The sequence below is a fragment of the Escherichia sp. WS1451 genome (assembly GCF_046487365.1).
GTDB classification, from domain to species: Bacteria; Pseudomonadota; Gammaproteobacteria; order Enterobacterales; family Enterobacteriaceae; genus Escherichia; species Escherichia coli.
In genome coordinates this window covers 1-25944 of the sequence record NZ_JBJQJP010000015.1, presented here as the reverse complement: position 1 = coordinate 25944, position 25944 = coordinate 1, and the positions used below count along the sequence as shown (strand labels likewise).

25 protein-coding genes are annotated in these 25944 nt (G+C 52.3%); 4 read left to right on the top strand and 21 right to left on the bottom strand.

Annotated features, from left to right (window positions below; translation table 11 throughout):
- Positions 1-264: 264 nt before the first annotated feature.
- Complete coding sequence (gene asd / locus ACJHX7_RS18050; protein ID WP_000799956.1) at positions 265-1368, bottom strand: aspartate-semialdehyde dehydrogenase; 1104 nt, start codon at positions 1366-1368, stop codon at positions 265-267.
- 191 nt (positions 1369-1559) lie between these two features.
- Here asd and yhgN point away from each other — a divergent pair, with 191 nt between their 5' ends.
- On the top strand, positions 1560-2153 hold the full coding sequence (yhgN, locus tag ACJHX7_RS18045; RefSeq protein ID WP_001002544.1) for an NAAT family transporter YhgN: 594 nt from the start codon (positions 1560-1562) through the stop codon (positions 2151-2153).
- A gap of 45 nt (positions 2154-2198) precedes the next feature.
- Here yhgN and ACJHX7_RS18040 read toward each other — a convergent pair whose 3' ends face one another.
- From ACJHX7_RS18040 to ACJHX7_RS18010, 7 genes are all read right to left on the bottom strand, one after another.
- Positions 2199-3494: a DNA-processing protein DprA gene (locus tag ACJHX7_RS18040; protein ID WP_122992251.1), complete on the bottom strand. Its 1296-nt coding sequence runs from the start codon at positions 3492-3494 to the stop codon at positions 2199-2201.
- Positions 3401-5497, bottom strand: coding sequence for a RecQ family ATP-dependent DNA helicase (locus ACJHX7_RS18035; RefSeq protein WP_094030133.1), 2097 nt, complete (start codon positions 5495-5497; stop codon positions 3401-3403). Before ACJHX7_RS18035 ends, ACJHX7_RS18040 begins: the two co-directional genes overlap by 94 nt.
- A 139-nt stretch (positions 5498-5636) precedes the next feature.
- The gene (gntU, locus tag ACJHX7_RS18030; protein WP_000210111.1) at positions 5637-6977 is read right to left on the bottom strand and encodes a gluconate transporter; all 1341 of its coding nucleotides are present in this window, start codon (positions 6975-6977) and stop codon (positions 5637-5639) included.
- A 3-nt stretch (positions 6978-6980) separates the two neighbouring features.
- Positions 6981-7508 carry a gluconokinase gene (gene gntK, locus ACJHX7_RS18025; protein ID WP_000108328.1) on the bottom strand — a complete coding sequence of 176 codons (528 nt, stop codon included), beginning with the start codon at positions 7506-7508 and terminating at the stop codon, positions 6981-6983.
- A gap of 138 nt (positions 7509-7646) precedes the next feature.
- Positions 7647-8642: a gluconate operon transcriptional repressor GntR gene (gntR, locus tag ACJHX7_RS18020; protein ID WP_000730252.1), complete on the bottom strand. Its 996-nt coding sequence runs from the start codon at positions 8640-8642 to the stop codon at positions 7647-7649.
- 223 nt (positions 8643-8865) lie between these two features.
- Positions 8866-9561, bottom strand: a complete 696-nt coding sequence (yhhW, locus tag ACJHX7_RS18015; RefSeq protein WP_000639811.1) for a quercetin 2,3-dioxygenase — start codon at positions 9559-9561, stop codon at positions 8866-8868.
- A gap of 122 nt (positions 9562-9683) precedes the next feature.
- Entirely contained in the window at positions 9684-10721 is a 1038-nt protein-coding gene (locus tag ACJHX7_RS18010; RefSeq protein WP_042027560.1) for an oxidoreductase, read from the bottom strand.
- A 332-nt stretch (positions 10722-11053) separates the two neighbouring features.
- Between ACJHX7_RS18010 and yhhY the strand changes: the two genes are divergently transcribed.
- On the top strand, positions 11054-11542 hold the full coding sequence (yhhY, locus tag ACJHX7_RS18005) for an N-acetyltransferase (RefSeq protein WP_094030132.1): 489 nt from the start codon (positions 11054-11056) through the stop codon (positions 11540-11542).
- Between the two features lie 60 nt (positions 11543-11602).
- Here yhhY and ggt read toward each other — a convergent pair whose 3' ends face one another.
- Positions 11603-13348, bottom strand: a complete 1746-nt coding sequence (ggt, locus tag ACJHX7_RS18000) for a gamma-glutamyltransferase (RefSeq protein WP_097465930.1) — start codon at positions 13346-13348, stop codon at positions 11603-11605.
- Between the two features lie 119 nt (positions 13349-13467).
- Here ggt and ACJHX7_RS17995 point away from each other — a divergent pair, with 119 nt between their 5' ends.
- Positions 13468-13908 carry a DUF2756 family protein gene (locus ACJHX7_RS17995; protein ID WP_000825994.1) on the top strand — a complete coding sequence of 147 codons (441 nt, stop codon included), beginning with the start codon at positions 13468-13470 and terminating at the stop codon, positions 13906-13908.
- Here ACJHX7_RS17995 and ugpQ read toward each other — a convergent pair.
- The 11 genes from ugpQ to livK all read right to left on the bottom strand — a co-directional run bounded on the left by ugpQ (position 13895) and on the right by livK (position 24911).
- Positions 13895-14638, bottom strand: a complete 744-nt coding sequence (gene ugpQ / locus ACJHX7_RS17990) for a glycerophosphodiester phosphodiesterase (protein ID WP_094030131.1) — start codon at positions 14636-14638, stop codon at positions 13895-13897. The genes ACJHX7_RS17995 and ugpQ overlap by 14 nt on opposite strands.
- Positions 14635-15705 (bottom strand): sn-glycerol 3-phosphate ABC transporter ATP binding protein UgpC, encoded by a 1071-nt coding sequence (gene ugpC / locus ACJHX7_RS17985; RefSeq protein WP_000907822.1) that lies wholly within the window; start codon positions 15703-15705, stop codon positions 14635-14637. Before ugpC ends, ugpQ begins: the two co-directional genes overlap by 4 nt.
- Before the next feature lies 1 nt (position 15706).
- Entirely contained in the window at positions 15707-16552 is an 846-nt protein-coding gene (gene ugpE, locus ACJHX7_RS17980; RefSeq protein ID WP_000572164.1) for a sn-glycerol-3-phosphate ABC transporter permease UgpE, read from the bottom strand.
- A complete protein-coding gene (ugpA, locus tag ACJHX7_RS17975; RefSeq protein WP_000099289.1) occupies positions 16549-17436 on the bottom strand; it encodes a sn-glycerol-3-phosphate ABC transporter permease UgpA in 888 nt (295 codons plus the stop codon). Before ugpA ends, ugpE begins: the two co-directional genes overlap by 4 nt.
- Positions 17437-17533: 97 nt before the next feature.
- The gene (gene ugpB, locus ACJHX7_RS17970; protein ID WP_022646224.1) at positions 17534-18850 is read right to left on the bottom strand and encodes a sn-glycerol-3-phosphate ABC transporter substrate-binding protein UgpB; all 1317 of its coding nucleotides are present in this window, start codon (positions 18848-18850) and stop codon (positions 17534-17536) included.
- Positions 18851-19209: 359 nt separating this feature from the next.
- The gene (locus ACJHX7_RS17965) at positions 19210-19956 is read right to left on the bottom strand and encodes a hypothetical protein (RefSeq protein ID WP_000558837.1); all 747 of its coding nucleotides are present in this window, start codon (positions 19954-19956) and stop codon (positions 19210-19212) included.
- Between the two features lie 118 nt (positions 19957-20074).
- A complete protein-coding gene (gene livF, locus ACJHX7_RS17960; RefSeq protein ID WP_094030130.1) occupies positions 20075-20788 on the bottom strand; it encodes a high-affinity branched-chain amino acid ABC transporter ATP-binding protein LivF in 714 nt (237 codons plus the stop codon).
- A 1-nt stretch (position 20789) separates the two neighbouring features.
- Entirely contained in the window at positions 20790-21557 is a 768-nt protein-coding gene (gene livG / locus ACJHX7_RS17955; RefSeq protein ID WP_000082101.1) for a high-affinity branched-chain amino acid ABC transporter ATP-binding protein LivG, read from the bottom strand.
- Positions 21554-22831, bottom strand: a complete 1278-nt coding sequence (gene livM, locus ACJHX7_RS17950; RefSeq protein WP_000803815.1) for a branched chain amino acid ABC transporter permease LivM — start codon at positions 22829-22831, stop codon at positions 21554-21556. The genes livG and livM overlap by 4 nt, the downstream gene beginning before the upstream one ends.
- The gene (gene livH / locus ACJHX7_RS17945) at positions 22828-23754 is read right to left on the bottom strand and encodes a high-affinity branched-chain amino acid ABC transporter permease LivH (protein WP_001295097.1); all 927 of its coding nucleotides are present in this window, start codon (positions 23752-23754) and stop codon (positions 22828-22830) included. Before livH ends, livM begins: the two co-directional genes overlap by 4 nt.
- Before the next feature lie 47 nt (positions 23755-23801).
- Positions 23802-24911 (bottom strand): high-affinity branched-chain amino acid ABC transporter substrate-binding protein LivK, encoded by a 1110-nt coding sequence (gene livK, locus ACJHX7_RS17940; protein WP_094030129.1) that lies wholly within the window; start codon positions 24909-24911, stop codon positions 23802-23804.
- Positions 24912-25334: 423 nt separating this feature from the next.
- Between livK and panM the strand changes: the two genes are divergently transcribed.
- Complete coding sequence (gene panM / locus ACJHX7_RS17935; RefSeq protein ID WP_000778787.1) at positions 25335-25718, top strand: aspartate 1-decarboxylase autocleavage activator PanM; 384 nt, start codon at positions 25335-25337, stop codon at positions 25716-25718.
- Between the two features lie 148 nt (positions 25719-25866).
- On the opposite strand, the gene ACJHX7_RS17930 is transcribed toward panM, so the two are convergent.
- Positions 25867-25944 (bottom strand): IS3 family transposase (locus ACJHX7_RS17930; RefSeq protein ID WP_322967685.1); only part of this gene is annotated, 78 nt, incomplete at its 5' end.

Here is a 25944-nt window from a genome sequence, read left to right as displayed (position 1 = left end):
TCCTGTTTTATTGTGTCACCCCATCCAACTGAATTTTTGACTTCTGGCTGTGACATTTTTTTGACCTGAACGGCGCAGCACTCTGTGCATCCTCTCTGCGTCGTCCTCACTTCAGGTAAGGCTGTGAATACTCGTGTATTCCGCCACCCTTAAAGAATAGCCAATGCTCTATTTAACTCCCGGTAAATCATGAAACATCTGCGCTTACTCCTGTATTACGCACTAGCAGGGGCGGCATCGCGCCCCAGATTTAATGAATAAAGATTACGCCAGTTGACGAAGCATCCGACGTAGCGGCTCCGCGGCCCCCCACAGCAGCTGGTCGCCCACGGTAAAGGCTGACAGGAACTCCGGTCCCATATTCAGCTTACGCAGACGGCCTACCGGCGTGGTCAGCGTGCCGGTAACGGCAGCTGGGGTTAGCTCACGCATAGTGATTTCCCGATCGTTTGGAACAACTTTCGCCCACGGATTGTGCGCAGCCAGCAGTTCTTCCACGGTCGGAATAGACACATCTTTTTTCAATTTAATAGTGAATGCCTGGCTGTGGCAGCGCAATGCCCCGACACGCACACATAAACCATCTACCGGAATTACGGAAGATGTGTTGAGGATCTTGTTGGTTTCCGCCTGCCCTTTCCACTCTTCGCGGCTCTGACCGTTATCAAGCTGTTTGTCGATCCACGGAATCAGGCTACCCGCCAGCGGCACGCCAAAGTTATCTACCGGCAGCTCACCGCTACGGGTTAAGGTTGTGACTTTGCGTTCGATATCGAGAATAGCAGAGGACGGGGTCGCGAGTTCATCTGCCACATGGCCATACAGATGGCCCATCTGGGTTAATAACTCACGCATATGTCGCGCACCACCGCCGGAAGCGGCCTGGTAGGTTGCAACGGACACCCAATCAACAAGATCATTGGCGAATAAACCACCCAACGACATCAACATCAGGCTTACGGTACAGTTACCGCCAACAAAAGTCCTGATGCCATTATTTAATCCGTCGGTAATGACGTCCTGATTGACGGGGTCAAGAATGATGATGGCGTCATCTTTCATGCGCAGAGATGATGCTGCGTCAATCCAGTAACCTTGCCATCCGCTTTCACGAAGCTTTGGATAGATTTCGTTGGTATAATCGCCGCCCTGACAGGTCACAATGATATCGAGGGCCTTTAGCGCCTCCAGATCAAAGGCATCCTGAAGTGTGCCAGTGGTTCCGCCAAAAGACGGCGCAGCCTGACCAAGCTGAGAAGTAGAAAAGAAGACAGGGCGAATGGCGTCGAAGTCGCGCTCTTCAACCATGCGTTGCATGAGAACGGAGCCGACCATACCGCGCCAGCCGATAAAACCAACATTTTTCATAAGCGTTTTTTCCTGCAAAGATGTGTGCTGTATAAATGTGCCGGTCTCCTCCTGGCACATCTTTCACCATACAAAAAGCAGCCAAAGTCGCAAGTGAAATTAATCAATGATAGCGAAGCCATCAGTAATGCGACTTATCCTGCTTTGTTAGCACGCAGAAAGTCCGCGGCAATTATCAGGGAATTTGAGTTATGAATGAAATCATTTCTGCAGCAGTTTTATTGATCCTGATTATGGATCCGCTCGGAAACCTACCTATTTTCATGTCCGTACTGAAACATACTGAACCGAAAAGACGGCGGGCAATCATGGTGCGGGAGTTGCTTATTGCTCTCCTGGTGATGCTGGTGTTCCTGTTTGCGGGTGAGAAAATTCTGGCATTTCTCAGCCTGCGAGCAGAAACCGTCTCCATTTCTGGCGGCATCATTCTGTTTCTGATCGCCATTAAGATGATTTTCCCCAGCGCTTCAGGAAATAGCAGCGGGCTTCCGGCAGGTGAAGAGCCGTTTATCGTGCCGTTGGCAATTCCGTTAGTCGCCGGGCCGACTATTCTCGCCACGCTGATGTTGTTGTCTCATCAGTACCCGAATCAGATGGGACATCTGGTGATTGCTCTGCTACTGGCCTGGGGCGGCACCTTTGTTATCCTGCTACAGTCTTCGCTATTTTTACGTCTGCTGGGCGAGAAAGGGGTGAATGCACTTGAACGCCTGATGGGATTGATTCTGGTGATGATGGCAACTCAGATGTTCCTCGACGGCATTCGAATGTGGATGAAGGGGTAAGGTTCAAACAGGTGCTGCACACAACCAGACGCGGCACCTGTTTTATTACCTGAACTGATAATGACCTTCGCCCAATCGAATAACCCTTCCCTCTTCTTCTGCGCGGTTCAGCCACACACTAATTTGTTCGATGGTTAAACCAGTACAAGACGCCAGCCTTTCAATACTTATCGATTCCTTTGCAAGGATCGCCAGTTCCGCCACAAAGAGTTGATAAAAATCGACAGGCGTATGCGCGGGCATTACTGCGTAATTTGCGTCATCTTCATGCAGCGAAAACAGTTCTGGTTGAGCGTTACGGAGTGCTTTGTCATACATCAGCCCAGGAACGTCTGGCAGTCTGATCGTCACATTCTCAGCCTGTTCAGCACTCCATGACGCCCCATTTTCTACTAATCGTGAATTGGCTGATTGCACATCCTGATTTGGTTTAACCAGAACAGGCAGCCACTGATGTTTTAACGCCTCCATCGCTCCGGTTATCGTTCCACCGGTCATTCCCGCACGTACAACCATTGCGCTTTCAGCAAGGCAATAAATATATTTATTCCGCGCCATTGCATTGCCGACGGTGAAACGTACCTCTGGGTAAAACGGTGAAATCAACACCAGGTTGCCTGCTATAAGCCCTTCACGCCATTTCACTAACGTACTCGTTTTTAACAAGCTATCAGCTAATACGCCAACGGCAGTTCCCCCGGCCTCCAGTGCCGACGCCATTGCACATTCATCAATACCTCGCGCACCACCAGAGATAACGCAAATCCCCTGTTGGGCCAGTTTCGCTGCCAGTTGTTGGGTATAGCGCAAATCGGCAGTCGGAGCATCTCGCGAGCCAACAATCGCCATACCTTCCGCTTGCAGTAATGCTTTATTCCCGCAGCCAAATAAAACGGGAGGTGCATCCGTTCGCAATCGGTTTTTCAAGCGAACGGGATAATCGGCATCTCCGCGGGTTAAGATCCATAAACCGGCGCGTTGCCACTTATCTACCGCCAACGCCAGACTATGACCACGCGCCAGCAAGCCAAGAATACGCTCCTGAGAAATACGCGGATCGCTCCAGCCTGTAAGTTTCTCTTGCGGTTGCGGCACCAGAAGATCGGCGGGACTGATACGTTGGTGCTTCAGCCATAATGCAAACTTCCCCCATTCACTATTACTAAGAGGTTTATACTCACTCGCCGCCGCGCGAGAAAAATCGCTGGTTAGCAGGAGAGTTGCTTGTGCATTGGCTGAAAGATTCATCAATTTTTTACCGAGGTAGAAGCAAGGGCAAGAGGATAAACCGTCGGGCAACCTGCCTGGCGTAACAGTGCTGTCAGAACTGTCAGCGTCCATGCAGAATCCACGATATCATCAACCAGCAACGCCGGACCTGGCATCAAAGGAGGGGTAATCACAAACGCCCCGTCGAGATTTTGACACTGGTGAAAACGGTTTTGCTGCATTTTCTGCGGTGGATTGTCCACGACTTTTTCAATGGCATCAATAAAAGGTAAGCCAAGTTTCGCCGCCAGTCGCCGGGCAAAATCAGGAACCAGGTCGAGGTGCCTTAATGAAGGAACGCAGCATACCCAGGTTGGTTCAGGATGCGGATTCCAGCGTTGGCGAACCATTTCCGCACATGCTTCTACCAGCTCATCACTTAAGCGCCCCGTTTTTTTCTCCTGTGCTACCTGCTTTCCCCACCCGGAATCTCCCCAACGAGAAAGGATTCGCCCCGTAGATCCTTGTAAACCCGCAGGCAAGTTCCCTTTAAATCCGTATTGCGTAAAAGCCCCAGCTGCCACCTGTTTATTGAGATTTAACGGCAGGTCAGCGTGTTTAATAAATAAATTTGCCGCATGGAGTAAGCCGCTATCAATGTCGGGCGACAATAACGGATGCTGAAGACAACTGCTACATTTACCACAACGTTCGGCACTTGGCTCATCGAGTGCACGGCGCAGAAATTGCATTTTGCACTCCTTGGTCGTGATATAGCTTTCAACGTCTGCCAGTTCACTTTTTCTCTGATTCATCAAATGGTTAATTCGTTTATGATCAGGAGAAAAACTGACGATAGTTCTGCGCCATAATTTCTCGGTATACACCACAGGCGATGGATTTTCCGCTACCAATAATTTCAGTGCTTTTTCTATTTGCCCATAACGAAGATTCGTCCGTTGTTCAATGCCTCGTAGGGTAAGACCGTCATTCTCGCTAAGTACGTTGAGTATTTCATGAATTTGCGCCTCCGCAGGAAAGGCGCTTTCACGGAAGAATTGATGAATAGCGCGGTCTTCACCACCACAAAGCAATATGCCAACTGCGGAATCTATAGCACGCCCGGCACGCCCCACCTGTTGGTAGTAACCGACAATAGACCCCGGCATCTGATAATGAATGACGAAACCTAAATCAGGTTTATCAAACCCCATACCTAATGCCGTCGTCGCGACCAGCACTTTGATTTTATTTGCCAGCAGTGCCTGCTCCAGATATTCCCTGGCAGTATTAGAATCTTCCGCGCCTTCACAAGTCACGCCGCTGTAGTAAGCAAATGCACTGATACCATTTTTCCTTAACCACTCGGCGACAAGTTCAGCATCGCGAGTCGTCAGGGTATAAACAATTCCCGATTTGGAAAACTGAGGGATAACCGTTGCTAACCATGCCAGACGGGATGACTGTTCTCCTAAGACTAAGGCATCAAGCGCCAAACTTTCGCGAGCCAGCGTTCCACGCTGAATCACAATGTCACCCAATTGCTGACGGATATCCTCAACAACACGGTTATTCGCTGTCGCGGTTGTACCCAGAACAGGGGTATTCGCAGGCAGTTGGCGCAAAATATCTAATATACGTCGGTAATCCGGGCGAAAATCGTGGCCCCAATCAGAGATGCAGTGCGCCTCGTCGACCACAAGCAAGCCAATACGATCGGCTATAGGATATAAAACCGTTTCGATAAAGTCCTGGTTTGCCAAACGTTCCGGGGAAACCAGCAAGCAATCGACCTCACCTTGCAGCAACTTATCGCTAATGCGCTGCCATTCTTCTCTGTTTGTAGAATTCAACGTTTCAGCCGTAATACCTAACCGTTCAGCGGCGGCAACCTGGTTACGCATCAGGGCAAGCAAAGGAGAGATGATAATTGTCGTGCCAGCGCCGCGATCGCGGAAGATTTTACTGGCGATGAAGTACACGGCACTTTTCCCCCAGCCGGTGCGCTGTACAACCAGCAGTTTTCGCCGCTGATTAACCACTGCATCTATGGCTTCCCATTGCCCTTCCCTGAAAGTAGCGGTGGTATTTTCTAACATCCGCTGTAAAAGCAATTCAGCTCCGTGCTTTTCCATCTTTATCTCCTGCGATCTTTAGGCAGTGATTAGAACGGATTATTAGCAGGTAAATTTGCGAGAGAGATCAAAAAGATGAAGAGAGGAGATAAGAGAAATGAATTACTGCGAGCAAGCTCGCAGTAATTTGTCGCAGTAATTAACTCAACAGCTGGAACGCAATCATCCCAACGATGGCACCAACAGTGCCGAGGATGGTTTCCATCATGGTCCAGGTTTTAAGCGTTTCGGCTTCGGTCGCGCCGGTAAATTTACCGAACAACCAGAAACCCGCGTCGTTAACGTGGCTGACAACAATCGAACCACCGGCGATACAAATCGACAGCGCCGCCATTTGCGCACCGGAGTAGTTCAGTTGTTCAATAACCGGCATCACCAGTCCCACAGCCGTTAAACAGGCAACGGTGGCAGACCCCTGAATGATGCGCACTGCAGCGGCCAGCACGAAGCAGGTGATGGCTATCGGCAGGCCCATGCCGGTTAACGCTTCGCCCAGTGCCGGACCTACGCCTGAGTCAACCAGCACCTGTTTGAACACGCCGCCTGCACCAATCACCAGCAGAATGATCCCCGCCGGTTGCAGCGCGTGACCGCAAATTTCCATCACTTTATCTTTCGGCATGCCCTGACGCATTGCCAGGCCATAAATCGCTACCAGACAAGCAACCAGAATCGCGGTAAACGGATGACCAATAAACTCGAACCATTCGTAAGCGGTAGAGCCTTCTGGCACAAAACGCGCGGCAATGGTTTTCAGCCCTACCAGCACCAGCGGCAACAGGATCAGCGACAGGCTGAATCCGAAGGACGGCATTTTGCCTTCGCCGAGATGCGGTTCGCTGATGTCGTCAGGAATATGCAGCTCCACGTAGCGGCTGATGAAATTACCCCACAGCGGCCCGGCAATAATCATTCCCGGAATTGCCGCACACAGGCCAATCAGGATCATCCAGCCAAAGTCGGCGTTCATCTGCGATGCCAGCAGCATTGGCGCTGGTCCAGGCACCAGGAACGCAGCCGCGGCCGCCACGCCTGCAAATAATGGGATTACCAGCTTCACCAGGTTCGTACCGGTGTGGCGCGCCATTGAGAAAGCAACGCTAATCAGCAGAACAATCGCCACTTCAAAGAACAACGGCAACGCACAGACCAGCCCCGCAAGGCCGATGGCATAATGCGCGCGGCTGTGACCGAAGGATTTGAGCATTTTGACGGCAATCTGATCGACTGCGCCGGTTTCATGTAAGATCTTGCCAAACATGGCTCCCAGGGCGACAACCACCGCCAGGAAGCCGAGGGTGCCTCCCATCCCTTTTTCCATTGTCGCTGCGATTTTATCGAGCGGCATACCGGAAAAAAGGCCAGCCCCCATAGACACCACCATCAAAGCCAGGAAAGCGTGCATACGCGCCTTCATGACTAAAAACAGCAGCAGTAAAACAGACCCTACTGCTGTTAAAACAAGCGTTAATGTAGTCACTACTTATTTGCCTTTTTTAATAACCTCAATGGTGCTTGCCACAACACCTTCCAGCGGTTGATCGATATCCACCACCAGTACATCGGTTTCGTCCGCACCCGGCTCCTGCAGCGTTTCAAACTGCGTCACCAACATTTGGGTTTTAAAGAAATGGCCTTTGCGCGCTTTCAGGCGGCTTTCAATCACATCAAAATCGCCTTTCAGGTAGATGAAAGAGAGATTCGGATTACCCGCGCGTAGCAAGTCGCGATAGTGTTTTTTCAGTGCAGAGCAGACGATCAGCGACACTTTATTGGTGCGCTGCATAGCAAACGCGGCGTCGTTCAGCGCCTGCAACCACGGTTTGCGATCGTCGTCATTCAGCGGTTCACCAGACGCCATTTTTTCGATATTGCGCCGTGGATGGAGGAAATCGCCATCAAGAAACGCGGCATGAAGTTGATGCGCCACTTCACTGGCGACCGCAGATTTGCCGCTGCCCGATACGCCCATCAAGACGTAAATGTGGTGATCATGGTTAGTCGTGCTCAAAGTGGTGCCCCCACAATACAAGAATTAAAGATGTTACGGGTAACTGTTATCGGTAACATTGTCCGGCCGGACAATATCAGAAGCAATATCCATCCGTGCCTTAAGTGTATAAGTGTGAGCTACTTCAAATTTGTGGGCTTAAATAGATCCGCCCGGTGACAAGGTGAAACCTAAATCTAACATTTTCGGTGTCACAGATTCGCCACGAATACGCGCCAGCAGGCGTTCAGCGCCAATACTGCCCATCCGCTCACGCGGCGTCAGTACGCTCGCCAACCGTGGTTCCATCACCTGACCAATGTCATGACCATGGAAACCGGCAATCGCCATATCGTCAGGAACTTTCAACCCCAGACGCTGACATTCAAACGCCGCGCCGACCGCCAGGTCATCATTAGTACAGAACACGCCATCCAGCTGCGGATATTCCCGCCTCGCCTGGCGAATCAGTTCAATACCGGAAGAGTAAGAAGAAGATTGCTCAACCATCACGCTATATGGCACCAGGCCTGCATCCAGCATCGCCTGTTCGTATCCCTTCTGTTTGATGATAGTACGTTCGTCGAGACGTGCGCCGAGATAGGCAATGTGGCGATGCCCGCGAGCAATAATGGCAGTGGTCATCTGGCGTGCCGCTTCAAAGTTATCAAAACCGACGGCGATATCGAGGCACGGCGACTTGCTGTCCATCAGTTCCACCACTGGAATCCCCGCCACTTCAATCATCTTTAAGGTGCGTGGCGTGTGAGTACGTTCGGTGAGGATCAGGCCGTCGATATTCCATGAGAGCATGGATTCGAGGCGTTCTTGCTCCATTTCCGGTTTATAACCGTAGTGCGCCAGCATGGTTTGATAACCGTGCGCGTCGGTGACGCTTTCGATTCCGCGTAATACTTCCGCGAAAACCTGGTTGGTGAGAGAAGGTAACAGGACGCCAATCGCCCGGCTGGTGGCGTTAGAGAGGATATCGGGCGCGCGATTGGGAATATAACCCAGTTCATCAAGAGCGGCGGCAATCTTGCCGCGTAGAGCGACGGAAACCTGCTCCGGGTTGCGTAAAAAACGGCTGACCGTCATTTTGGTCACGCCTACACGGTCAGCCACATCCTGAAGTACGGGTCTTTTCTTTTTCATCGTCCTGAAGGTACAAAAGAGATAGATTCTTTTAGTTTAACACGGACGCCTCAGAACCTTCCCGGGGAAAACAGTGCTTGTTTACAATTATTAGATATACACTAAATCAATTGCATCGCATTGTGCTAACGACACGGCAAAACCCCGGTCGCGTACATCAGCACGCGACCGGAGCGAGCGAGGAAGCCTGCAAAAAGGCAGGCTTCAAAGATGCCGTTGAGTTTTAAACCGGCGGCAGATCGAACAGTAACACTTCGCTGTCGCTATCCGCATGAATGGAGATTGCCTGCTCATCCCAGATTGCCAGACCATCGCTGGTCGAGGCTTTCACGCCGTTAATGGTGACATTGCCTTTCACCACCTGGATCCAGACGCGGCGTTCAGCGGCAATCTGATGCACCGACTGCTCATCTTTCAGCAATGCCCAACGATACAGTTCCATATCCTGATGCACTTTCAGCGAACCATCTCGCGCATCCGGCGAGAGCACCAGCTGTTTGCCCTGTACGGCATCGAAGCGACGCTGTTCATAACGCGGCGTAATGCCGTTTTCTTCAGGCATGATCCAGATCTGATACAGATGCAGACGCTCGGTGCTGCTTGGGTTGTACTCAGAGTGACGGATACCCGTACCCGCACTCATAATCTGGAACTCACCCGCCGGAACCTGCTCTTTATTGCCCATGCTGTCCTGGTGCTCAACAGTACCTTCCAGCACGTAGGTCAAAATTTCCATATCTTTATGCGGGTGAGTGCCAAAGCCCTGCCCTGCTTCAATCACGTCGTCGTTAATCACGCGCAGCGCGGAGAAGCCCATAAAGTTCGGATCGTAATAGTTGGCAAAAGAGAAAGTATGCCAGGAGTCCAGCCAGCCATGATTTGCATGACCACGTTCATTTGCTTTGCGTAAGTAGATCATTTGTATTCGCCCCCTGAATGATTTCGATGGGCTTAGTGTGGACCCGATCAGCCTGGGATGATAGAGGGTGAAAATTGACCCCTCTGTTCAAAAAAATTGAACTATTCGAGGGGTCATCAAACTTACTTCGCGAGAGTCACTGTGGAGGGAGAGGCTTGCTCAAATCCGCGTTCAAGGATTTCCAGATTGGTAAGAGCTTCAGATTCCTTGACATAATTTGGCGCACCGCTGGTGATGGTTTGATACAACGCATCATAAACGCGCCCGTAATCGCCCATCTCCGGCTTCATCTCTTCTCTGACCGTCACGCCCTCGTCATTGACATACTCCAGCACACCGACCGAATCATCCGCCGCGAATCCCGGTTCGCCCGGCATAATATTAGCCTTCAGGCTGGTTTCCTGCTGGTCGATACCGTATTTAATAAACGAACCTTTCTTACCGTGAACGATAAATTTCGGATAATCGATTTTCACCAGATGGCTGGTTTTGACGATGGCTTTTAGATCGCCATAAAACAGCTGCGCTTCAAAGGTGTCGTCCGGGTTGGCTTTATTGCGCAGGCTGCGGATGTCATAAGCGACGTGATCCGGGCGACCGAACAGAGAAATAATCTGGTCCATCGTATGCACACCAAGGCCATAGAACGCGCCATCCTGCGGCAGCCCAGGTTTGGTTTCTGCCACCGGGCGGTAATAGTCAAAATGGCTTTCCACTTCGACAATCTCTCCCAGCTTGCCGCTTTCAATCGCTTTTTTCGCCGTCAGGAAGCAGGAATCAAAGCGACGATTCTGATATGGCGTGACGGTCAGCCCTTTACTTTTCGCCAGAGCAAACAGCTCTTTCGCCTGCGCAAGCGTCGGAGTGAACGGTTTTTCGACCAGCACATTTTTCCCGGCTTCCAGCGCGCGCTTCGCGTACTCGAAGTGGCTGTCCGCATGGGTGCAGACAACAACCAGCTTAACATCGGGATCGTTTAGCACTTCGTCGAGATCGCTGGTGAAATGGATATGAGAGTAAATGGGAGCCTGTTCTTCGGGCTTCGCATGGCGACGAAAAATATGCGCGACATGCCAGCTATCCTTGCGGTTAAGTACATACGGCAGATGGTAACGGGTAGTGCTTTTGCCGAAGCCAATAAAGGCGCAGTTGATGACCATGATTTCGTCCTTATTAAGGTGGTTATTTACACCTTAGCGCAAAGCGGATGTGGTTCCTACTGGAGTGCGCATAACGAACACAAGCACTCTCGTGGATAAATTGAGAACGAAAGATCAAAAAAAAAGCCAGCACCCGGCTGGCTAAGTAATACTGGAAGCAATGTGAGCAATGTCGTGCTTTCAGGTTCTCCGCGAGGGTCTTCCTGATCGCGAGACAATAATAATCATTCTCATTCGCACTTGTCCAACACTTTTTGCAAAAAAATGCATTTGACTCGCATTTGAAAGTCAATGATGTTGAAAGGGACATTTACCCCAAAGAGGACAAAGGAATGAGTGAGATAGTAATACGCCATGCTGAAACGCGGGACTACGAGGCCATCAGGCAGATTCACGCCCAGCCGGAGGTGTATTGCAACACACTACAGGTGCCTCATCCTTCCGATCATATGTGGCAGGAGCGACTCGCCGATCGTCCCGGCATCAAGCAACTCGTCGCCTGTATTGATGGAGACGTCGTGGGCCATCTCACCATTGACGTGCAACAGCGCCCACGCCGCAGTCATGTTGCAGATTTTGGTATTTGTGTCGACTCCCGCTGGAAGAACCGCGGCGTCGCCAGCGCCCTGATGCGCGAAATGATTGATATGTGCGACAACTGGTTGCGGGTAGATCGTATCGAGCTAACGGTGTTCGTCGATAACGCGCCAGCAATTAAGGTCTATAAAAAATTCGGCTTTGAGATTGAAGGGACTGGCAAGAAGTACGCATTACGTAATGGTGAATATGTCGATGCGTATTATATGGCGCGGGTGAAATAGAGAATTTGCAATCTAAGTTTGTCATTTAAGCCCTCACCTACCGGGAGAGGGCTTATGATATTAATACCCCGCCGTTAAATCATCCACCGAGCGCGGGTCGGATGCGCCGTACAACTCACCGTCAGGCCCAACCATAATGCTTTGTGTACTGCCCATCGCCTCTTTCAGCGCCACTTTCTGACCTTTTGCTTCCAGCAGCTTGAGCGTATCCGGGCTAAATCCTTTCTCGACACGCAGCTCGTCCGGCAGCCACTGATGGTGGAAACGCGGTGCATTGGTCGCTTCGGCGACATTCATGCCATAATCGATGCTATTCACCACCATTTGCAGCACGGTGGTAATAATCCGACTCCCGCCAGGGCTTCCGGTAACCAGCCAGGTTTTACCGTCTTTCACCACAATGGTTGGTGACATCGACGACAGCGGGCGTTTATTCGGCCCGACCGCGTTGGCGTCACCACCCACCAGCCCGTAAACGTTCGGTACGCCAGGTTTGGCGGAGAAATCATCCATCTGGTTATTAAGCAGAATACCGCTCTCGCCCGCGACAATGCCCGTACCGAAGGTGGTGTTCAGCGTATAGGTCACCGCCACCGCGTTACCGTCTTTATCCACCACTGAGTAATGGGTAGTTTGATTACTCTCATAAGGCGCAAGCTTGCCGGGGCGAATTTCGCTGGATGGCTTCGCTTTATTGATATCGATTTGATCGGCAATAGATTTGGCATAGGCTTTATTGGTCAGCGCCTGCCACGGGACTTTCACAAAATCCGGATCGCCAAGATATTCCGAGCGGTCGGCGTAGGCGTATTTCTCCGCTTCTGCCATGATTTGCATCGCATTGGCGCTGCCAAAGCCGTATTTCTGCATATCGAAGTTTTCCAGGATATTGAGGATCTGCACGATATGAATCCCACCGGAAGATGGCGGTGGCATTGAGTAAACCTGATACCCGCGATATTCGCCGCTTATCGGTGTACGTTCGACCGCTTTATACGCCGCTAAATCTTCTTTAGTGATCAAGCCACCGTTTTTCTGCATTTCCTGGGTAATCTGTTCCGCTATCGTGCCTTTGTAGAATTCGTCCGGGCCGTTTTCGGCAATCATCTCCAGGCTCTTTGCCAGGTTCGCCTGCACCAGTTTGTCGCCCTTTTTCAGCGGCTCGCCCTCTTTCCAGAAGATAGCCTTGCTGTTTTCGTGATTCGGCAACACTTCGCTACCGTAGGTTTTGAGATCGTCAGCCAGCGCGTCATTAACGATAAAACCATCGCGTGCCAGTTTAAACGCCGGTTGCACCACTTTGTTCAACGACATGGTGCCGTATTTATCCAACGCCAGCGAGAAACCTGCTACCGTACCGGGCGTACCAGAAGCCAGATGCGAAGTGAGTGATTTTTTGCTGTCCGGGTTACCCTGATCATCAAGGAACATATCGCGGGTCGCTTTGGCGGGTGCCATTTCGCGGAAATCGATAGCCGTGGTGTTGCCATTTTTCGAGCGGATCAGCATAAAACCACCACCGCCCAGATTTCCTGCCTGCGGATGCGTTACCGCCAGCGCGTAGCCCACTGCCACGGCAGCATCAACGGCATTCCCGCCCTCCTTTAGAATATCTACCCCCACTTGGGTGGCAGTGGCATCGACAGACGCCACCATCCCCTGTTTCGCGCGTACCGGATGAAAGACATCTTCCTCCACGCCGTAAGAAACAGGAGACGGCGCAGGTGGCGCGGCTACCGTACTAAAACAACTTCCTGTGAACAGAGCAGCAATGGCCACCCGGCGTAAAAACGTCGGTTTTATCATCGTTATTCTCCAGAGATTAAGGGGCAACCCCAGCTAAGCCTGGTATATAACTCTGAATTAATCCTGATGATTGCAGGAAAGGAGTAAACTTAAAGAATATCTTCAGAGGAGGATACGCGATGAAACGACTTCTGATTCTTACGGCACTCCTGCCGTTTGTCGGCTTTGCACAGCCCATTAATACTCTGAACAACCCTAACCAGCCGGGGTATCAGATCCCCAGTCAGCAGCGGATGCAAACCCAAATGCAAACGCAGCAAATCCAGCAAAAAGGGATGCTGAATCAGCAACTGAAAACGCAAACTCAGCTGCAACAACAGCATTTAGAAAACCAGATAAACAATAATTCTCAGCGGGTGTTGCAGTCACAGCCGGGGGAGCGAAATCCCGCCCGGCAGCAAATGCTGCCCAACACCAATGGCGGGATGTTAAACAGCAACCGTAATCCGGATAGTTCGTTGAATCAGCAGCATATGTTGCCGGAGAGGAGAAACGGCGACATGCTGAATCAACCCGGCACGCCGCAGCCTGATATACCGTTGAAAACTATTGGGCCGTAAAGTTCGGACCAATCACATCAATCGCATCGGTACAGATGCAATCCACGCCCCAGCGCAGCAACTCTGCCGCGCGCTGGGGTTTATTGACGGTATAAACCAGAATCCGTAATCCGGCGTCTTTCAACTGCATCACTCGCGCTTTATCGAGCAACTTATGATTGAGATGAATAGAGACGCAGCCCAGTCGCGCGGTCAATTCTCGCCAGTCGTCGCGCCATTCATCAAGCAATAAACCACGCGGCAGTTCCGGTGCTGCCTGTTGCGCGGCTTCTAAAGCATCAATCTCAAACGATGACAGCAGCGGCGGCGTCATTCCGGCCCACAGTTCGCGTGCCGCCAGCGCCACCATTTTGCCCGTTAATGGCCCGGTGCCAGTGGTGGGTTTGATTTCGATATTCGCCATCATCCCGTGTTTGCGACAGCGTTCCGCCACCTGCGAAAGCAACGGCAGCGGCTCACCTTTAAACGCTTTGCTGTACCAACTGCCTGCATCCACGCGCAGTAAATCCTGCCAGTTCAGTTCACTCGCGACGCCCCAGCCGTTGCTGGTGCGTTCAAGATTGTCGTCATGGAGCAGGAAGATCTCGCCATCTTTCGATAACTTCGCGTCAAATTCGATCATCTTATGACCGTATTTTGCCCCGACGTCGATTGCTGCCAGGGTGTTCTCCGGGGCCAGTTTACCGCCGCCACGATGGGCGACGATGCGGGGATAAGGCCAGTTACTCATACTCGTTGTCCTGTTTCACCATCAAAAAGATGTAGCTGATTTTCCGGCAGATGCAGCCACAGCGTACTGCCTGCCGTCGGGCGCTCCTGATGCGCCAGTCGCACCACCAGCTTCTGTTCGCCCCAGCGTCCGTGCGCCAGGTTATCTGCGCCGAGGATCTCCAGCGTGTCCATCACCAGCGGCACGCCACCTTCAGCCTGCGAACGTAGCGTAATATGTTCCGGGCGAATGCCGAGAGTCATTTTACGTCCAGCATACTGACGGTAGCCACCGTTTAGCGGCAGCGCGATACCGCCGTCCAGTTCGAAATGCGTACCTTCGTTATTCACACGCCCTGCCAGCAGATTCATCGCCGGACTGCCGATAAAACTCGCCACAAACAGGCTGGCGGGCTTTTCGTACACTTCAACTGGCGTGCCAATCTGTTCGGCAACGCCGCCGTTCATCACCATTACTCGCTGGGCGAGCGTCATCGCCTCAACCTGATCGTGGGTAACGTAGAGTGAAGTCGTTTTCAGGCGACGGTGCAGCTGTTGCAGTTCAAGACGCATCTGCACACGCAACTTGGCATCGAGGTTAGAGAGCGGCTCATCAAACAGGAACACTGCCGGCTCACGCACAATCGCACGCCCCATCGCCACACGCTGACGCTGACCGCCAGATAGCTCACGCGGGCGGCGCTTAAGCAGGCCGTCCAGCTCCAGAATGCGCGCCGCTTCTTTAACACGTTCGGCAATTTGTTGCTTGCCCATGCCGCGAATTTTCAGCCCCCACGCCATGTTCTCCTCTACGCTCATATGCGGATAGAGCGCGTAGTTCTGGAACACCATCGCAATTCCGCGATCTTTCGGCTCCATTTCGGTGACACGCTTGCGGTCGATCCAGATATCGCCCGTCGTTACCCGCTCCAGTCCGGCCACCATTCGCAATAACGTCGATTTCCCGCAGCCAGACGGCCCGACCATCACGATAAATTCGCCATCCGCCACATCAAGGGTCAGCGGTTTAATGACCTGGGTTTTGCCATCCCAGCTTTTGGTTACTGCCTGTAATTTCAGTCCTGCCATCTTATTTCTCACTATCGACCAGGCCGCGCACGAAGGCACGCTGCATCACTAAAACAATCACTACTGGTGGGATCAGGGTTAACAACATCGCCGCCATCACCGAGTTCCATTCCGTGGTGCCTTCGCCTGTGGCGATCATCCCTTTAATCCCTGCTACAGTGGTGCCGAGATCCACATCGGTAATAATCAACAACGGCCACAAATACTGGTTCCAGCCGTAGATAAAGGTGATCACAAACAGCGCCGCCAGATTGGTTTTGGACAGCGGAAAAACGATGTCGCAAAAGAAACGCATTGGTGACGCACCGTCGATCCGCGCCGCTTCCACCAGCTCATCCGGCAGCGTCATAAAGAACTGGCGGAACAGGAAGGTCGCGGTCGCCGAGGCCATCAGCGGCAGCGTTAAACCTGCGTAGCTGTCGAGCATTTTCAGGTTAGCGATGACTTCCACCGTCGGGAAAATACGCACTTCAACCGGCAGCATCAGAGTGATAAAAATCATCCAGAAGAAGAGGTTACGCAGCGGAAAACGAAACCAGACAATGGCAAATGCCGAGAGCATCGAGACGGTAATTTTGCCGAGCGTAATGCTGAACGCCATCACAAAGCTGTTAAGCAACATCCGCCAGAACGGCGCACTATTCGTGCCTACCCCGTTTACCCAGATGTTGTGGATGTTTTCCAGCAGATGCGTGCCGGGGATTAGCGTCATCGGCGCGGCGTAGACGGCTTGTTTATCCAGTGTCGCCGCGACAAACGCCACGTACAGCGGGAAGAGGATCACCGCGATACCGAGGATCAGCATGGTATGGCTGAATATTGTCAGCCACGGACGGTTCTCAATCATTGGTAACGTACCTTGCTTTCAACATAGCGGAACTGCACCACCGTCAGCACGATGACGAGGAACATCAACACCACCGACTGCGCGGCAGACGAAGCCAAATCCAGTCCGGTAAAGCCTTCGCGGTAGATCTTATAAATCAGCGTCGTGGTGGCCTGAACGGGTCCGCCGGACGTGGCGGCGTCGATGACCGGGAAAGTATCGAAGAAGGCGTACACCAGGTTCACCACCAGCAGGAAGAAACTCACCGGAGCGATAAGCGGCAGCGCAATCTTAAAGAAGCGGCGAATCGGGCCTGCACCGTCGATGGCTGCGGCTTCGATCAACGAACGGGGAATGGATTGCAGCGCGGCATAGAAGAACAGAAAGTTGTAGCTGATTTGCTTCCACACTGAGGCAAACACCACCAGGAACATCGCCTGACCGCTGTTTTGCGCGTGGTTCCAGTCGTAGCCGAACTCAGCGAGAAAATGGGTGATCAGCCCACGACCAGGGTTAAACAGAAAGATCCACAATACGGCGGCAACGGCGGGAGCCACGGCATACGGCAGCAGCATTAAGGTTTGATAGAAACGGCTGCCGCGCACGATGTACTCCACCAACGCCGCGAAGAACAGTGACACCAGCAAACCGCTGACGGTGACAAAGGTGCTGAATTTTATCGTCGTCCAGAAGGAGTCGAGATAGTAGCTGTCATGAAACAGCGTGACGAAGTTATCCAGGCCGACAAACTGGCTGGAGAAACCAAACGGATCGACACTTTGCAGCGAGTACCACAACGCTTCACCCGCAGGCCAGATAAAAAAGATAACGGTGATGATGAGCTGCGGCGCGACCAGCAGATAAGGCAGCCAGCGCGAGCGGAACACCGGACGGGATGATGACATTACAGTTGATTCCTGAACTGTGCCGGATGCGCTTCGCTTATCCGGCCTACACGCGATGCCAGGTCAGATAAGCGAAACGCATCCGACATTACACTGATTAAGACTTCGTCGATTTCTCAAAGCGGCGCAGTAACTGATTCCCACGCTCAACGGCGGTATCCAGCGCCTGCTGTGGCGTCTTCTTACCGGTCCACACGCTCTCCAGCTCTTCATCCACAATCACGCGGATCTGCGGCATGTTGCCCAGACGCAGCCCTTTGGTGAACGGCAACGGCGGCTTGTTCAGCATCTGACGCGTCGCGGTATCCGCCCCTGGGTTTTTCTCATAAAAGCCCTGCTCACGGGTCAGGTCATACGCCGCTTTGGTAATTGGCAGATAACCGGTTTTCTGATGCCACTCGGCAGCGTTTTCTGGCTTCGCGAGGAAGTCGAGAAACTTCGCCACGCCGGTATACGTTTCTTTATCTTTGCCCTGCATCACCCACAGGCTGGCTCCGCCGATAATGGCGTTTTGCGGCGCGTCTTTCGCATCGGCATCGTAAGGCATCATGCCTACGCCATAGTTAAATTTGGCGTACTCGCGAATGTTGGCAAGAGAACCGGAAGAGGCGGTCGTCATCGCGCAATCACCGTTATAGAACTTCTCGGTGGATTCATCCTTACGCCCAACGTAGCTGAAATCGCCCTTCTTGTTCATCTCTTCGAGCATGGCGATGTGTTTCACCTGCTCCGGCTTGTTGAACTCAAGCACCGCGTCTGTGCCGTCAAAGCCGTTGTTTTTGCTGGCAAACGGCAAACCGTTCCAGGCGCTAAAGTTTTCCAGTTGGATCCATCCCTGCCAGCCGCTGGCGTAGCCGCACTTCATACCGGAGGCTTTCAGTTTTGCGGCATAGTCCGCCAGATCCTGCCAGGTTTTTGGCGGCTGTTCCGGGTCTAATCCTGCTTTCTTGAAGGCGTCTTTGTTGTAATAGAGAACGGGAGTCGAGCTGTTGAACGGCTGGGAGAGTAAGTGGCCGGTTTTGCTGTCGGAGTAATAGCCTGAAACCGTCGGCACAAACTGCGACTCATCGAATTGAATCCCCGCCTCTTTAAACACGTCATACACCGGTTTAATGGCTTTCGACGCCATCATGGTGGCGGTGCCAACTTCATAAACCTGCAAAATAGCCGGAGCGTTGCCGGTACGAAATGCGGCAATCCCCGCGCTTAAATTCTGTTCGTAGTTGCCTTTATAGGTCGGTACAATTTTGTAATCCGGGTTTTCGGCGTTAAAACGTTGGGCCAGAGAATCCACCTCTTTACCCAGTTCCCCTTCCATAGAATGCCAGAACGGAATGGTCGTCACTGCCTGCGCATTTGCCATTAAAGCCAGTCCGAGCGCCAGTGCTGAAGCTGTATAACGTAACGGTTTCATTGATTATCTCTCTTGTTGTACCGAATGCGCGAATTCACGCGTTTTATGCTCGCGGGGTAACATGACATGCTCGAATTACAGAAAAATAACTATTTTGTTACATTTTTAAGATAGTAAGGTGTCAGAAAGATGACAAGGCGGTGACGGCGCGGGCGAGGGAAAATGGGAGATGGGGCACGGATATCCCGAGAATGCACTGAAAAGAGGCGATTAACGGCCAGCTAATCGCCAGAACTCCTTACCATGAAGAGCAAAAATGGCAGCAAATTCTGCGTCCAGTTTTGCTGCCCGATGAGAGCTACATTTTTCAATTTTAACAAAAGATTGCCGCGACACTGGTCTAACGGCAAAGAAGATTTTCATTGCACCACACTCTGCTTCAGCCGTTCATTGGCGGTCTTAATCCATTCCCGGTGGTGTTTTCTATAATGTGGTTTTGAACGTTTAGCCGTATCAACCACAGCAATATACTGCTCGTTGGCTTCACGTAACCGACTCATTTTCGCCAACATTTCCGCATAGTAAATACGCGCCTGCGGGCCGGAGTAATAAGAAATCAACACCTCAAACTCGCTTTCCGCATCAGCGTATTTTTCTTGTGCGGCTAACGCTCTGGCAAATAACAAATGCCCGTCTGCCGACTGAAAATCGGGGTTATAACGCATCACATCTTCCAGCGTCTGCTGACAGGTGGCGAACTCCTGAATGGCAAACTGCGCCTGCGCCAGGCTTAGCATCATTGCCGCTTCATGGACGAATATCCCGCTTAACGCCTGCTGATAATGGGGAACAGCTTCGTGATAACGCCCAAGGCGCGCCAGTTCGTTAGCTAACGCATAATGGTTTTGATTGGTCTCGGCAATCGCCAGCTCTTCGGTTAATTTGTGCAGGTGGCGTTCCGGGCTGATTTTGTCCTGCAGGCGCATCAGCAAAGTACGCCCATGACGGTCAGCGCCCGTTTCAGGCAGCATAACCATGACGAAATACGCCACGCAGCCAATCACCGGAAAACAGAAGATGATAAAAATCCAGTATCGCTCTTGTCCGGAGCGATAAGCGTGAATACAGCAAAGCAGTTCAAGCATGACGACAACGGCATAATGCATGGGAGGGAACCTTTCCGTGGCAAATAAGTGGTCTGGTTTTAATCCTCCCGGTCAGTTGAAACAAGTCTGTATACGGACGAAGAGCCCGGCAGAAGCTGGCTGCCGGGTATTCGATAATTTACCCGCCTAAATACGCATTTCTCACCGCTTCGTTCGCCAGCAGCGCATCGCCGGTATCGGAGAGCACCACATGACCGTTTTCCAGCACGTAGCCGCGATCAGCGAGCTTCAGCGCCTGGTTGGCGTTCTGCTCGACGAGGAAGATGGTCATCCCCTGCTCGCGCAGCTGCTCGATGGTGTCGAAAATTTGCTGGATGATAATCGGCGCAAGACCGAGCGATGGCTCATCAAGCAACAATAAACGCGGGTTGCTCATCAGCGCGCGCCCAATCGCCAGCATCTGCTGCTCACCGCCGGACATGGTGCCCGCCCGCTGAACACGGCGTTCATGGAGACGCGGAAACAGTTCATACACCCACTTTATGCGTTCCTGGAACTGGTCGCGTTCGGCAAAAAAGCCGCCCATCGCCAGGTTCTCTTCCACCGTCATCCGCGAGAAAACACGACGCCCTTCCGGAACAATCGCCACCGCTTCGCGCATGATTTTCGCTGTCTGCCAGTCGGTAATGTCTTTATCATCAAACACAATTCGCCCACTGGTGGCGCGCGGATCGCCGCATAACGTGCCGAGCAAGGTGGTTTTCCCCGCCCCGTTCGCGCCAATGAGGGTGACAATCTCGCCCTGATTGATATGCAGGCTCACCTCATGCAGCGCCTGGATTTTGCCGTAGTGGGCGCTGACTTTGTCAAAGGACAATATGACTTTTTCCATCTTATGCCTCACCTAAATAGGCACGGATCACGTCCGGGTTATTACGGATCTGCTCCGGTGTACCGTTTGCCAGCGGCGTCCCCTGATTGACCACGTAAATTCGGTCTGAAATTCCCATCACCAGCTTCATATCGTGTTCAATCAACAAGATAGTGGTGTTGTGATGATTACGCAGTTCGGCAATCAGCTCATCCAGCTCTTTCGTCTCTTTCGGGTTAAGTCCTGCTGCCGGTTCGTCGAGCATTAAAATCTCCGGCTGCGTCACCATGCAGCGGGCGATCTCCAGACGACGCTGGTCGCCATAGGCCAGGTTACTCGCCTGACGGTTGGCGTGTTCCAACAAACCAATGCGCTCAAGCCAGGTAGCGGCGCGGTCGAGCGCTTCGCTCTGGGCGCGACGGAAAGAAGGCGTTTTCAACAGGCCAGAGAACAGCCCGGTTTTCAGTTGCTGATGCTGCGCCACCAGCAGGTTTTCAATTACCGTCATTTCACGGAACAGACGCACATGCTGGAAGGTGCGCACCACGCCCATGCGGGCGATTTGCTGCCCCGGTAAACCTTCCAGATGCTGATCGCGCAGTAAAATGGTGCCGCCGGTGGGTTTATAGAATCCGGTCAGGCAGTTGAAGACCGTGGTTTTTCCGGCACCGTTAGGGCCGATTAACGAGACGATCTCCTGCGGGTACAGTTCAAGATTGACGTTGTTCACCGCCAGCAGGCCGCCGAAGCGCATCATCAAGCCGTTAACAGATAATAATGGCTGACTCATGCCTGCTCTCCTTTCGCTGCGCCGTTCTTCAGCTTGAGTTGCGGGCGCGTCATGGGCAGCAAGCCCTGCGGACGCCAGATCATCATCAGCACCATCAAACCACCAAGCATTAACATGCTGTATTCGTTGAAATCACGCATCAATTCGCGCGACACCACCAGCAAAATTGCCGCCAGAATTACCGCAAATTGCGAGCCCATACCGCCGAGCACCACTATCGCCAGCACAAACGCCGATTCGGCAAAGGTGAAGGATTCCGGGCTGACAAAGCCCTGACGCGCAGCAAACAACGTTCCGGCAAAACCGGCAAACGCAGCGCTGATGGTAAAGGCAGTCAGCTTGATACGACGCGGGCTTAAGCCCAGCGAACGACAAGCGATTTCATCTTCACGCAACGCTTCCCACGCACGCCCCAGCGGCATCCGCAGCAGGCGGTTAATGACAAACAGGCTTAACACCACCAGCAGCAACGCCACCAGGTAGAGGAAGATGACGCGATCGGAGGGATCGTATTTCAGGCCAAAGAAATTGCTGAACGTGTCCCAGCCGCCTTCACGGGCGGTACGGCTGAACTCAAGGCCGAAGAAAGTCGGTTTCGGGATCTGACTGATTCCGTTCGGGCCGCCGGTAATTTCGGTGTTATTGAGCAGCAATATGCGCACGATTTCGCCGAACCCGAGGGTAACGATCGCCAGATAGTCACCGCGCAGACGCAGCACCGGAAAACCGAGCAGGAAGCCCGCCGCCGCCGCCATCAACCCGGCAATCGGCAGACAGGTCCAGAAGCCCAAGCCGTAATAGTGATTGAGCAGCGCAAAAGTGTAAGCGCCGATAGCGTAAAAACCGCCGTATCCCAGCACCAGCAGACCAGAAAGACCTACCACCACGTTCAGCCCGAGACCAAGAATAATGTAGATCATGGTCAGGGTGGCGATATCCACCGTCCCGCGTGACACCATAAACGGCCACGCCACCGCAAGCACCAGCAGCGCCACGAGGAACAGTTTCTGCTTCACCGTGGAGCCATCAATCGCGGGCAGAATAAACTTCGGCCCGGAAACGCTTTTTAGCCCTTTCTGGAAAGCCGGTCGCAAAAGCTGGAAGAAAAAGACCACCGCCGTGCCGATAAACACCCACTGCCAACGGATCTCTGAAGCCGTGTCGACCACCAGTTTGGTGCCATCCAGCTCCAGTTGCACGCCCATAAAGACGCCCGCCAGCACAAAGAACATAGCGGCAGAGAGCAGCGCCATTGCAATATGCATCGGTTTCATACTTTCTCTACCTCCGGGCGACCCAGAATACCGGTCGGCATCACCAGCAACACCAGAATCAGCAGGGCGAATGAGACCACATCTTTATATTCCGTACTCAGATAGGCAGAAGAGAGCGCCTCCGCAATCCCCAGAATCAGGCCGCCAATCATCGCTCCCGGAATGCTGCCAATCCCACCGAGCACCGCAGCGGTAAAGGCTTTCATCCCGGCCATAAAGCCGATGTAGGGGTTAATTACGCCGTAGAACTGACCGAGCAGCACACCCGCCACCGCCGCCATCGCCGCGCCAATCACAAAGGTCAGCGCAATCACCCGATCGGTGTTGATGCCAAGCAGGCTCGCCATTTTCAGATCTTCCGCGCAGGCACGACAGGCGCGCCCCATGCGGGAATAGCGAATGAAAATCGTCAGCGCCAGCATGGCGAGGAAAGTAACAATCCAGATCACCGCCTGCATGGTGGTAATAGAGGCAGAGAAGTTTTCACTATGGCCCACAACCCACTGACCGTTAAACAGGCTGGGTAGCGCCACGTCGCGCGAACCTTCGGTCAGGCTGACGTAGTTTTGCAGGAAGATGGACATGCCGATTGCCGAGATGAGCGCAATCAGGCGCTTAGAGTTACGCACCGGGCGATAGGCCACCCGTTCGATACTCCAGCCGTAGGCGCTGGCAATGACGATTGCGCCAACGAATCCCGCCGCCACCAGCAGCCAGCCGGTATCAATTCCCAGCATCATCAGTGCAGCGATGATCATAAAGGAGACGTAGCTGCCGATCATATAAACCTCACCGTGGGCGAAGTTGATCATGCCGATAATGCCGTAAACCATGGTGTAGCCGATGGCTATCAGCGCGTAGGTACTGCCCAGCGTGACGCCGTTAAACATCTGCTGCAAGAAATACAAAAACTGCTCAGACATAAGGTAACCTTTCTAAACCCGCCCGTTTTTCACGGGCGGTGGGATGATCACTTGGCTGCCGTGGATGAACCGTCGGCGTGCCACTGGAAGACACCAAAATCAAATCCCTTAAGATCGCCTTTTTCATCCCAGTTCAGCGGCCCAATCACGGTATTTGCACCGTTAGCTTTTAAATCTTTCACCAGCGCCAGCGGCTCATCGCTGCCGATACGCTCAAGGGCTGTTGCCAGAGATTGCACCGCCGCGTAGGTGATCCAGACATATGGCCCGGATGGATCTTTCTTGTCTGCTTTCAGCGCATCAACGATGCCCTGGTTTGCCGGATCCTGGTCATAGCGTTTTGGCATAGTGACCAACATGCCTTCGGCAGCATCGCCAGCAATATTCGACAACGACGCATTACCCACACCTTCCGGCCCCATAAACTGGGTTTTCAGGCCAACGGAACGGGCCTGGCGCAGCATCTGCCCCATTTCCGGGTAGTAACCGCCGTAGTAAACGAAGTCGATGTTTTCTTTTTTCAGGCGGGCGATCAGCGCGGAGAAATCTTTCTCTCCAGCGGTAATGCCGTCGAAGAAGACGACGTTGGCGTTAGCCGCTTTCAGCCCGTCCTGCACCGAACGTGCCAGTCCTTCGCCATACTGTTGTTTGTCGTGAATGATGGCGATGCGCTGGGGCTTCACCGTCTCAAGAATGTATTTTGCCGCCGTTGGCCCCTGGGAAGAGTCCAGCCCGGCAGTACGCATGATGTATTGATAACCGCGTTGGGTCAGCTCCGGATTGGTCGCTCCCGGCGAGATCATCAGAATACCTTCGTCTTCATAGATATCTGATGCAGGTTGGGTAGAGGAGGAACACAGATGACCAATAACATATTTAATGCCGTCGTTAACGATTTTGTTGGCGACCGCAACGGCTTGTTTCGGGTCGCAGGCGTCGTCATATTCCACGCCAACCAGTTTATCGCCCTTAATTCCCCCTTTGTCATTAATGTCTTTAATTGCCTGACGCGCGCCGTTAAATTCCATATCGCCCCACTGGGCAATCGGGCCGGACATCGCGCCGACAACGGCGACTTTAATATCGTCAGCCATAGCGGTGTGTGAAATTGTCAGTGCAATCATCCCTGCGATGATAGTTTTCGCATTCCGTTTCATAGTCAAAAATCCCCATTCGTGATGTTGTGTTGCTTTGTTTTTATGTGTTAACAAATCAAACTGTTCTTTTTTTATACTGCACTGTTTTTACCTGTCTGATTAAGGGTTTAGCGCAGCATTTTGTGATGATAGCGATTAAAATCCCTATTTTTCAGTCAATTAAGAACAGATAATATTCTGAATTTATTGATAGATAAACAGAAAAAAGCGCCGTTGTCAGCATAAAATAACGGTACAAAGGGCAGAATAATTCACTACCATTTAGGGGATTATGCTGGATATTTTTCATTCTCTAATGTTTTAACTTTGTAATTATTGCTGAAAAAAAATTAATCACCTGCCAAAAGAAATAAAAAAGAGAAAGCCTCCGATTAAATTATTTCGCTACACTGGTTCCACTTTTGTGATTTACACGGGTTCCCCATGAAGCTGACCATCATTCGATTAGAAAACTTTAGCGACCAGGACCGGATTGACCTGCAAAAGATCTGGCCGGAGTATTCCCCTTCCTCTTTACAGGTTGACGATAACCACCGTATCTACGCCGCGCGTTTTAACGAGCGCCTGCTCGCTGCCGTGCGGGTAACCTTAAGCGGCACCGAGGGGGCACTGGATTCTCTACGCGTGCGGGAAGTCACCCGACGTCGCGGTGTGGGGCAATATCTGCTGGAAGAGGTTTTGCGTAACAATCCTGACGTTTCATGTTGGTGGATGGCGGATGCTGGCGTGGAAGATCGCGGCGTGATGACGGCGTTTATGCGAGCACTGGGATTTACGGCACAACAGGGTGGCTGGGAGAAGCGTTAATCGTCAAGTTTGATTTCACAAGTGATATTGCCTGATGCGCTACGCTTATCAGGCCTACAATGTGTGCTGCAATTTACTGATTTCTTTGAATCTTGTAGGCCGGATAAGGCGTTTACTGAACTGAACCCCAAAACCTGGACAGTTTCAGTTAACCGGCTTTTTGATACTCAGTCCGGTATTCTACCGGGCTGAGTCCCCCAAGACTGAGTTTTATTCTTTTTTGATT

What these genes read in the sequence shown, in the direction of transcription:
- asd (WP_000799956.1), bottom strand. Translation starts at nt 1,368, where the DNA reads ATGAAAAATGTTGGTTTTATCGGCTGGCGCGGTATGGTCGGCTCCGTT.
- yhgN (WP_001002544.1), top strand. Translation starts at nt 1,560, where the DNA reads ATGAATGAAATCATTTCTGCAGCAGTTTTATTGATCCTGATTATGGAT.
- ACJHX7_RS18040 (WP_122992251.1), bottom strand. Translation starts at nt 3,494, where the DNA reads ATGGACGCTGACAGTTCTGACAGCACTGTTACGCCAGGCAGGTTGCCC.
- ACJHX7_RS18035 (WP_094030133.1), bottom strand. Translation starts at nt 5,497, where the DNA reads ATGGAAAAGCACGGAGCTGAATTGCTTTTACAGCGGATGTTAGAAAAT.
- gntR (WP_000730252.1), bottom strand. Translation starts at nt 8,642, where the DNA reads ATGAAAAAGAAAAGACCCGTACTTCAGGATGTGGCTGACCGTGTAGGC.
- yhhW (WP_000639811.1), bottom strand. Translation starts at nt 9,561, where the DNA reads ATGATCTACTTACGCAAAGCAAATGAACGTGGTCATGCAAATCATGGC.
- ACJHX7_RS18010 (WP_042027560.1), bottom strand. Translation starts at nt 10,721, where the DNA reads ATGGTCATCAACTGCGCCTTTATTGGCTTCGGCAAAAGCACTACCCGT.
- yhhY (WP_094030132.1), top strand. Translation starts at nt 11,054, where the DNA reads ATGAGTGAGATAGTAATACGCCATGCTGAAACGCGGGACTACGAGGCC.
- ggt (WP_097465930.1), bottom strand. Translation starts at nt 13,348, where the DNA reads ATGATAAAACCGACGTTTTTACGCCGGGTGGCCATTGCTGCTCTGTTC.
- ACJHX7_RS17995 (WP_000825994.1), top strand. Translation starts at nt 13,468, where the DNA reads ATGAAACGACTTCTGATTCTTACGGCACTCCTGCCGTTTGTCGGCTTT.
- ugpQ (WP_094030131.1), bottom strand. Translation starts at nt 14,638, where the DNA reads ATGAGTAACTGGCCTTATCCCCGCATCGTCGCCCATCGTGGCGGCGGT.
- ugpC (WP_000907822.1), bottom strand. Translation starts at nt 15,705, where the DNA reads ATGGCAGGACTGAAATTACAGGCAGTAACCAAAAGCTGGGATGGCAAA.
- ugpE (WP_000572164.1), bottom strand. Translation starts at nt 16,552, where the DNA reads ATGATTGAGAACCGTCCGTGGCTGACAATATTCAGCCATACCATGCTG.
- ugpA (WP_000099289.1), bottom strand. Translation starts at nt 17,436, where the DNA reads ATGTCATCATCCCGTCCGGTGTTCCGCTCGCGCTGGCTGCCTTATCTG.
- ugpB (WP_022646224.1), bottom strand. Translation starts at nt 18,850, where the DNA reads ATGAAACCGTTACGTTATACAGCTTCAGCACTGGCGCTCGGACTGGCT.
- ACJHX7_RS17965 (WP_000558837.1), bottom strand. Translation starts at nt 19,956, where the DNA reads ATGCATTATGCCGTTGTCGTCATGCTTGAACTGCTTTGCTGTATTCAC.
- livF (WP_094030130.1), bottom strand. Translation starts at nt 20,788, where the DNA reads ATGGAAAAAGTCATATTGTCCTTTGACAAAGTCAGCGCCCACTACGGC.
- livG (WP_000082101.1), bottom strand. Translation starts at nt 21,557, where the DNA reads ATGAGTCAGCCATTATTATCTGTTAACGGCTTGATGATGCGCTTCGGC.
- livM (WP_000803815.1), bottom strand. Translation starts at nt 22,831, where the DNA reads ATGAAACCGATGCATATTGCAATGGCGCTGCTCTCTGCCGCTATGTTC.
- livH (WP_001295097.1), bottom strand. Translation starts at nt 23,754, where the DNA reads ATGTCTGAGCAGTTTTTGTATTTCTTGCAGCAGATGTTTAACGGCGTC.
- livK (WP_094030129.1), bottom strand. Translation starts at nt 24,911, where the DNA reads ATGAAACGGAATGCGAAAACTATCATCGCAGGGATGATTGCACTGACA.
- panM (WP_000778787.1), top strand. Translation starts at nt 25,335, where the DNA reads ATGAAGCTGACCATCATTCGATTAGAAAACTTTAGCGACCAGGACCGG.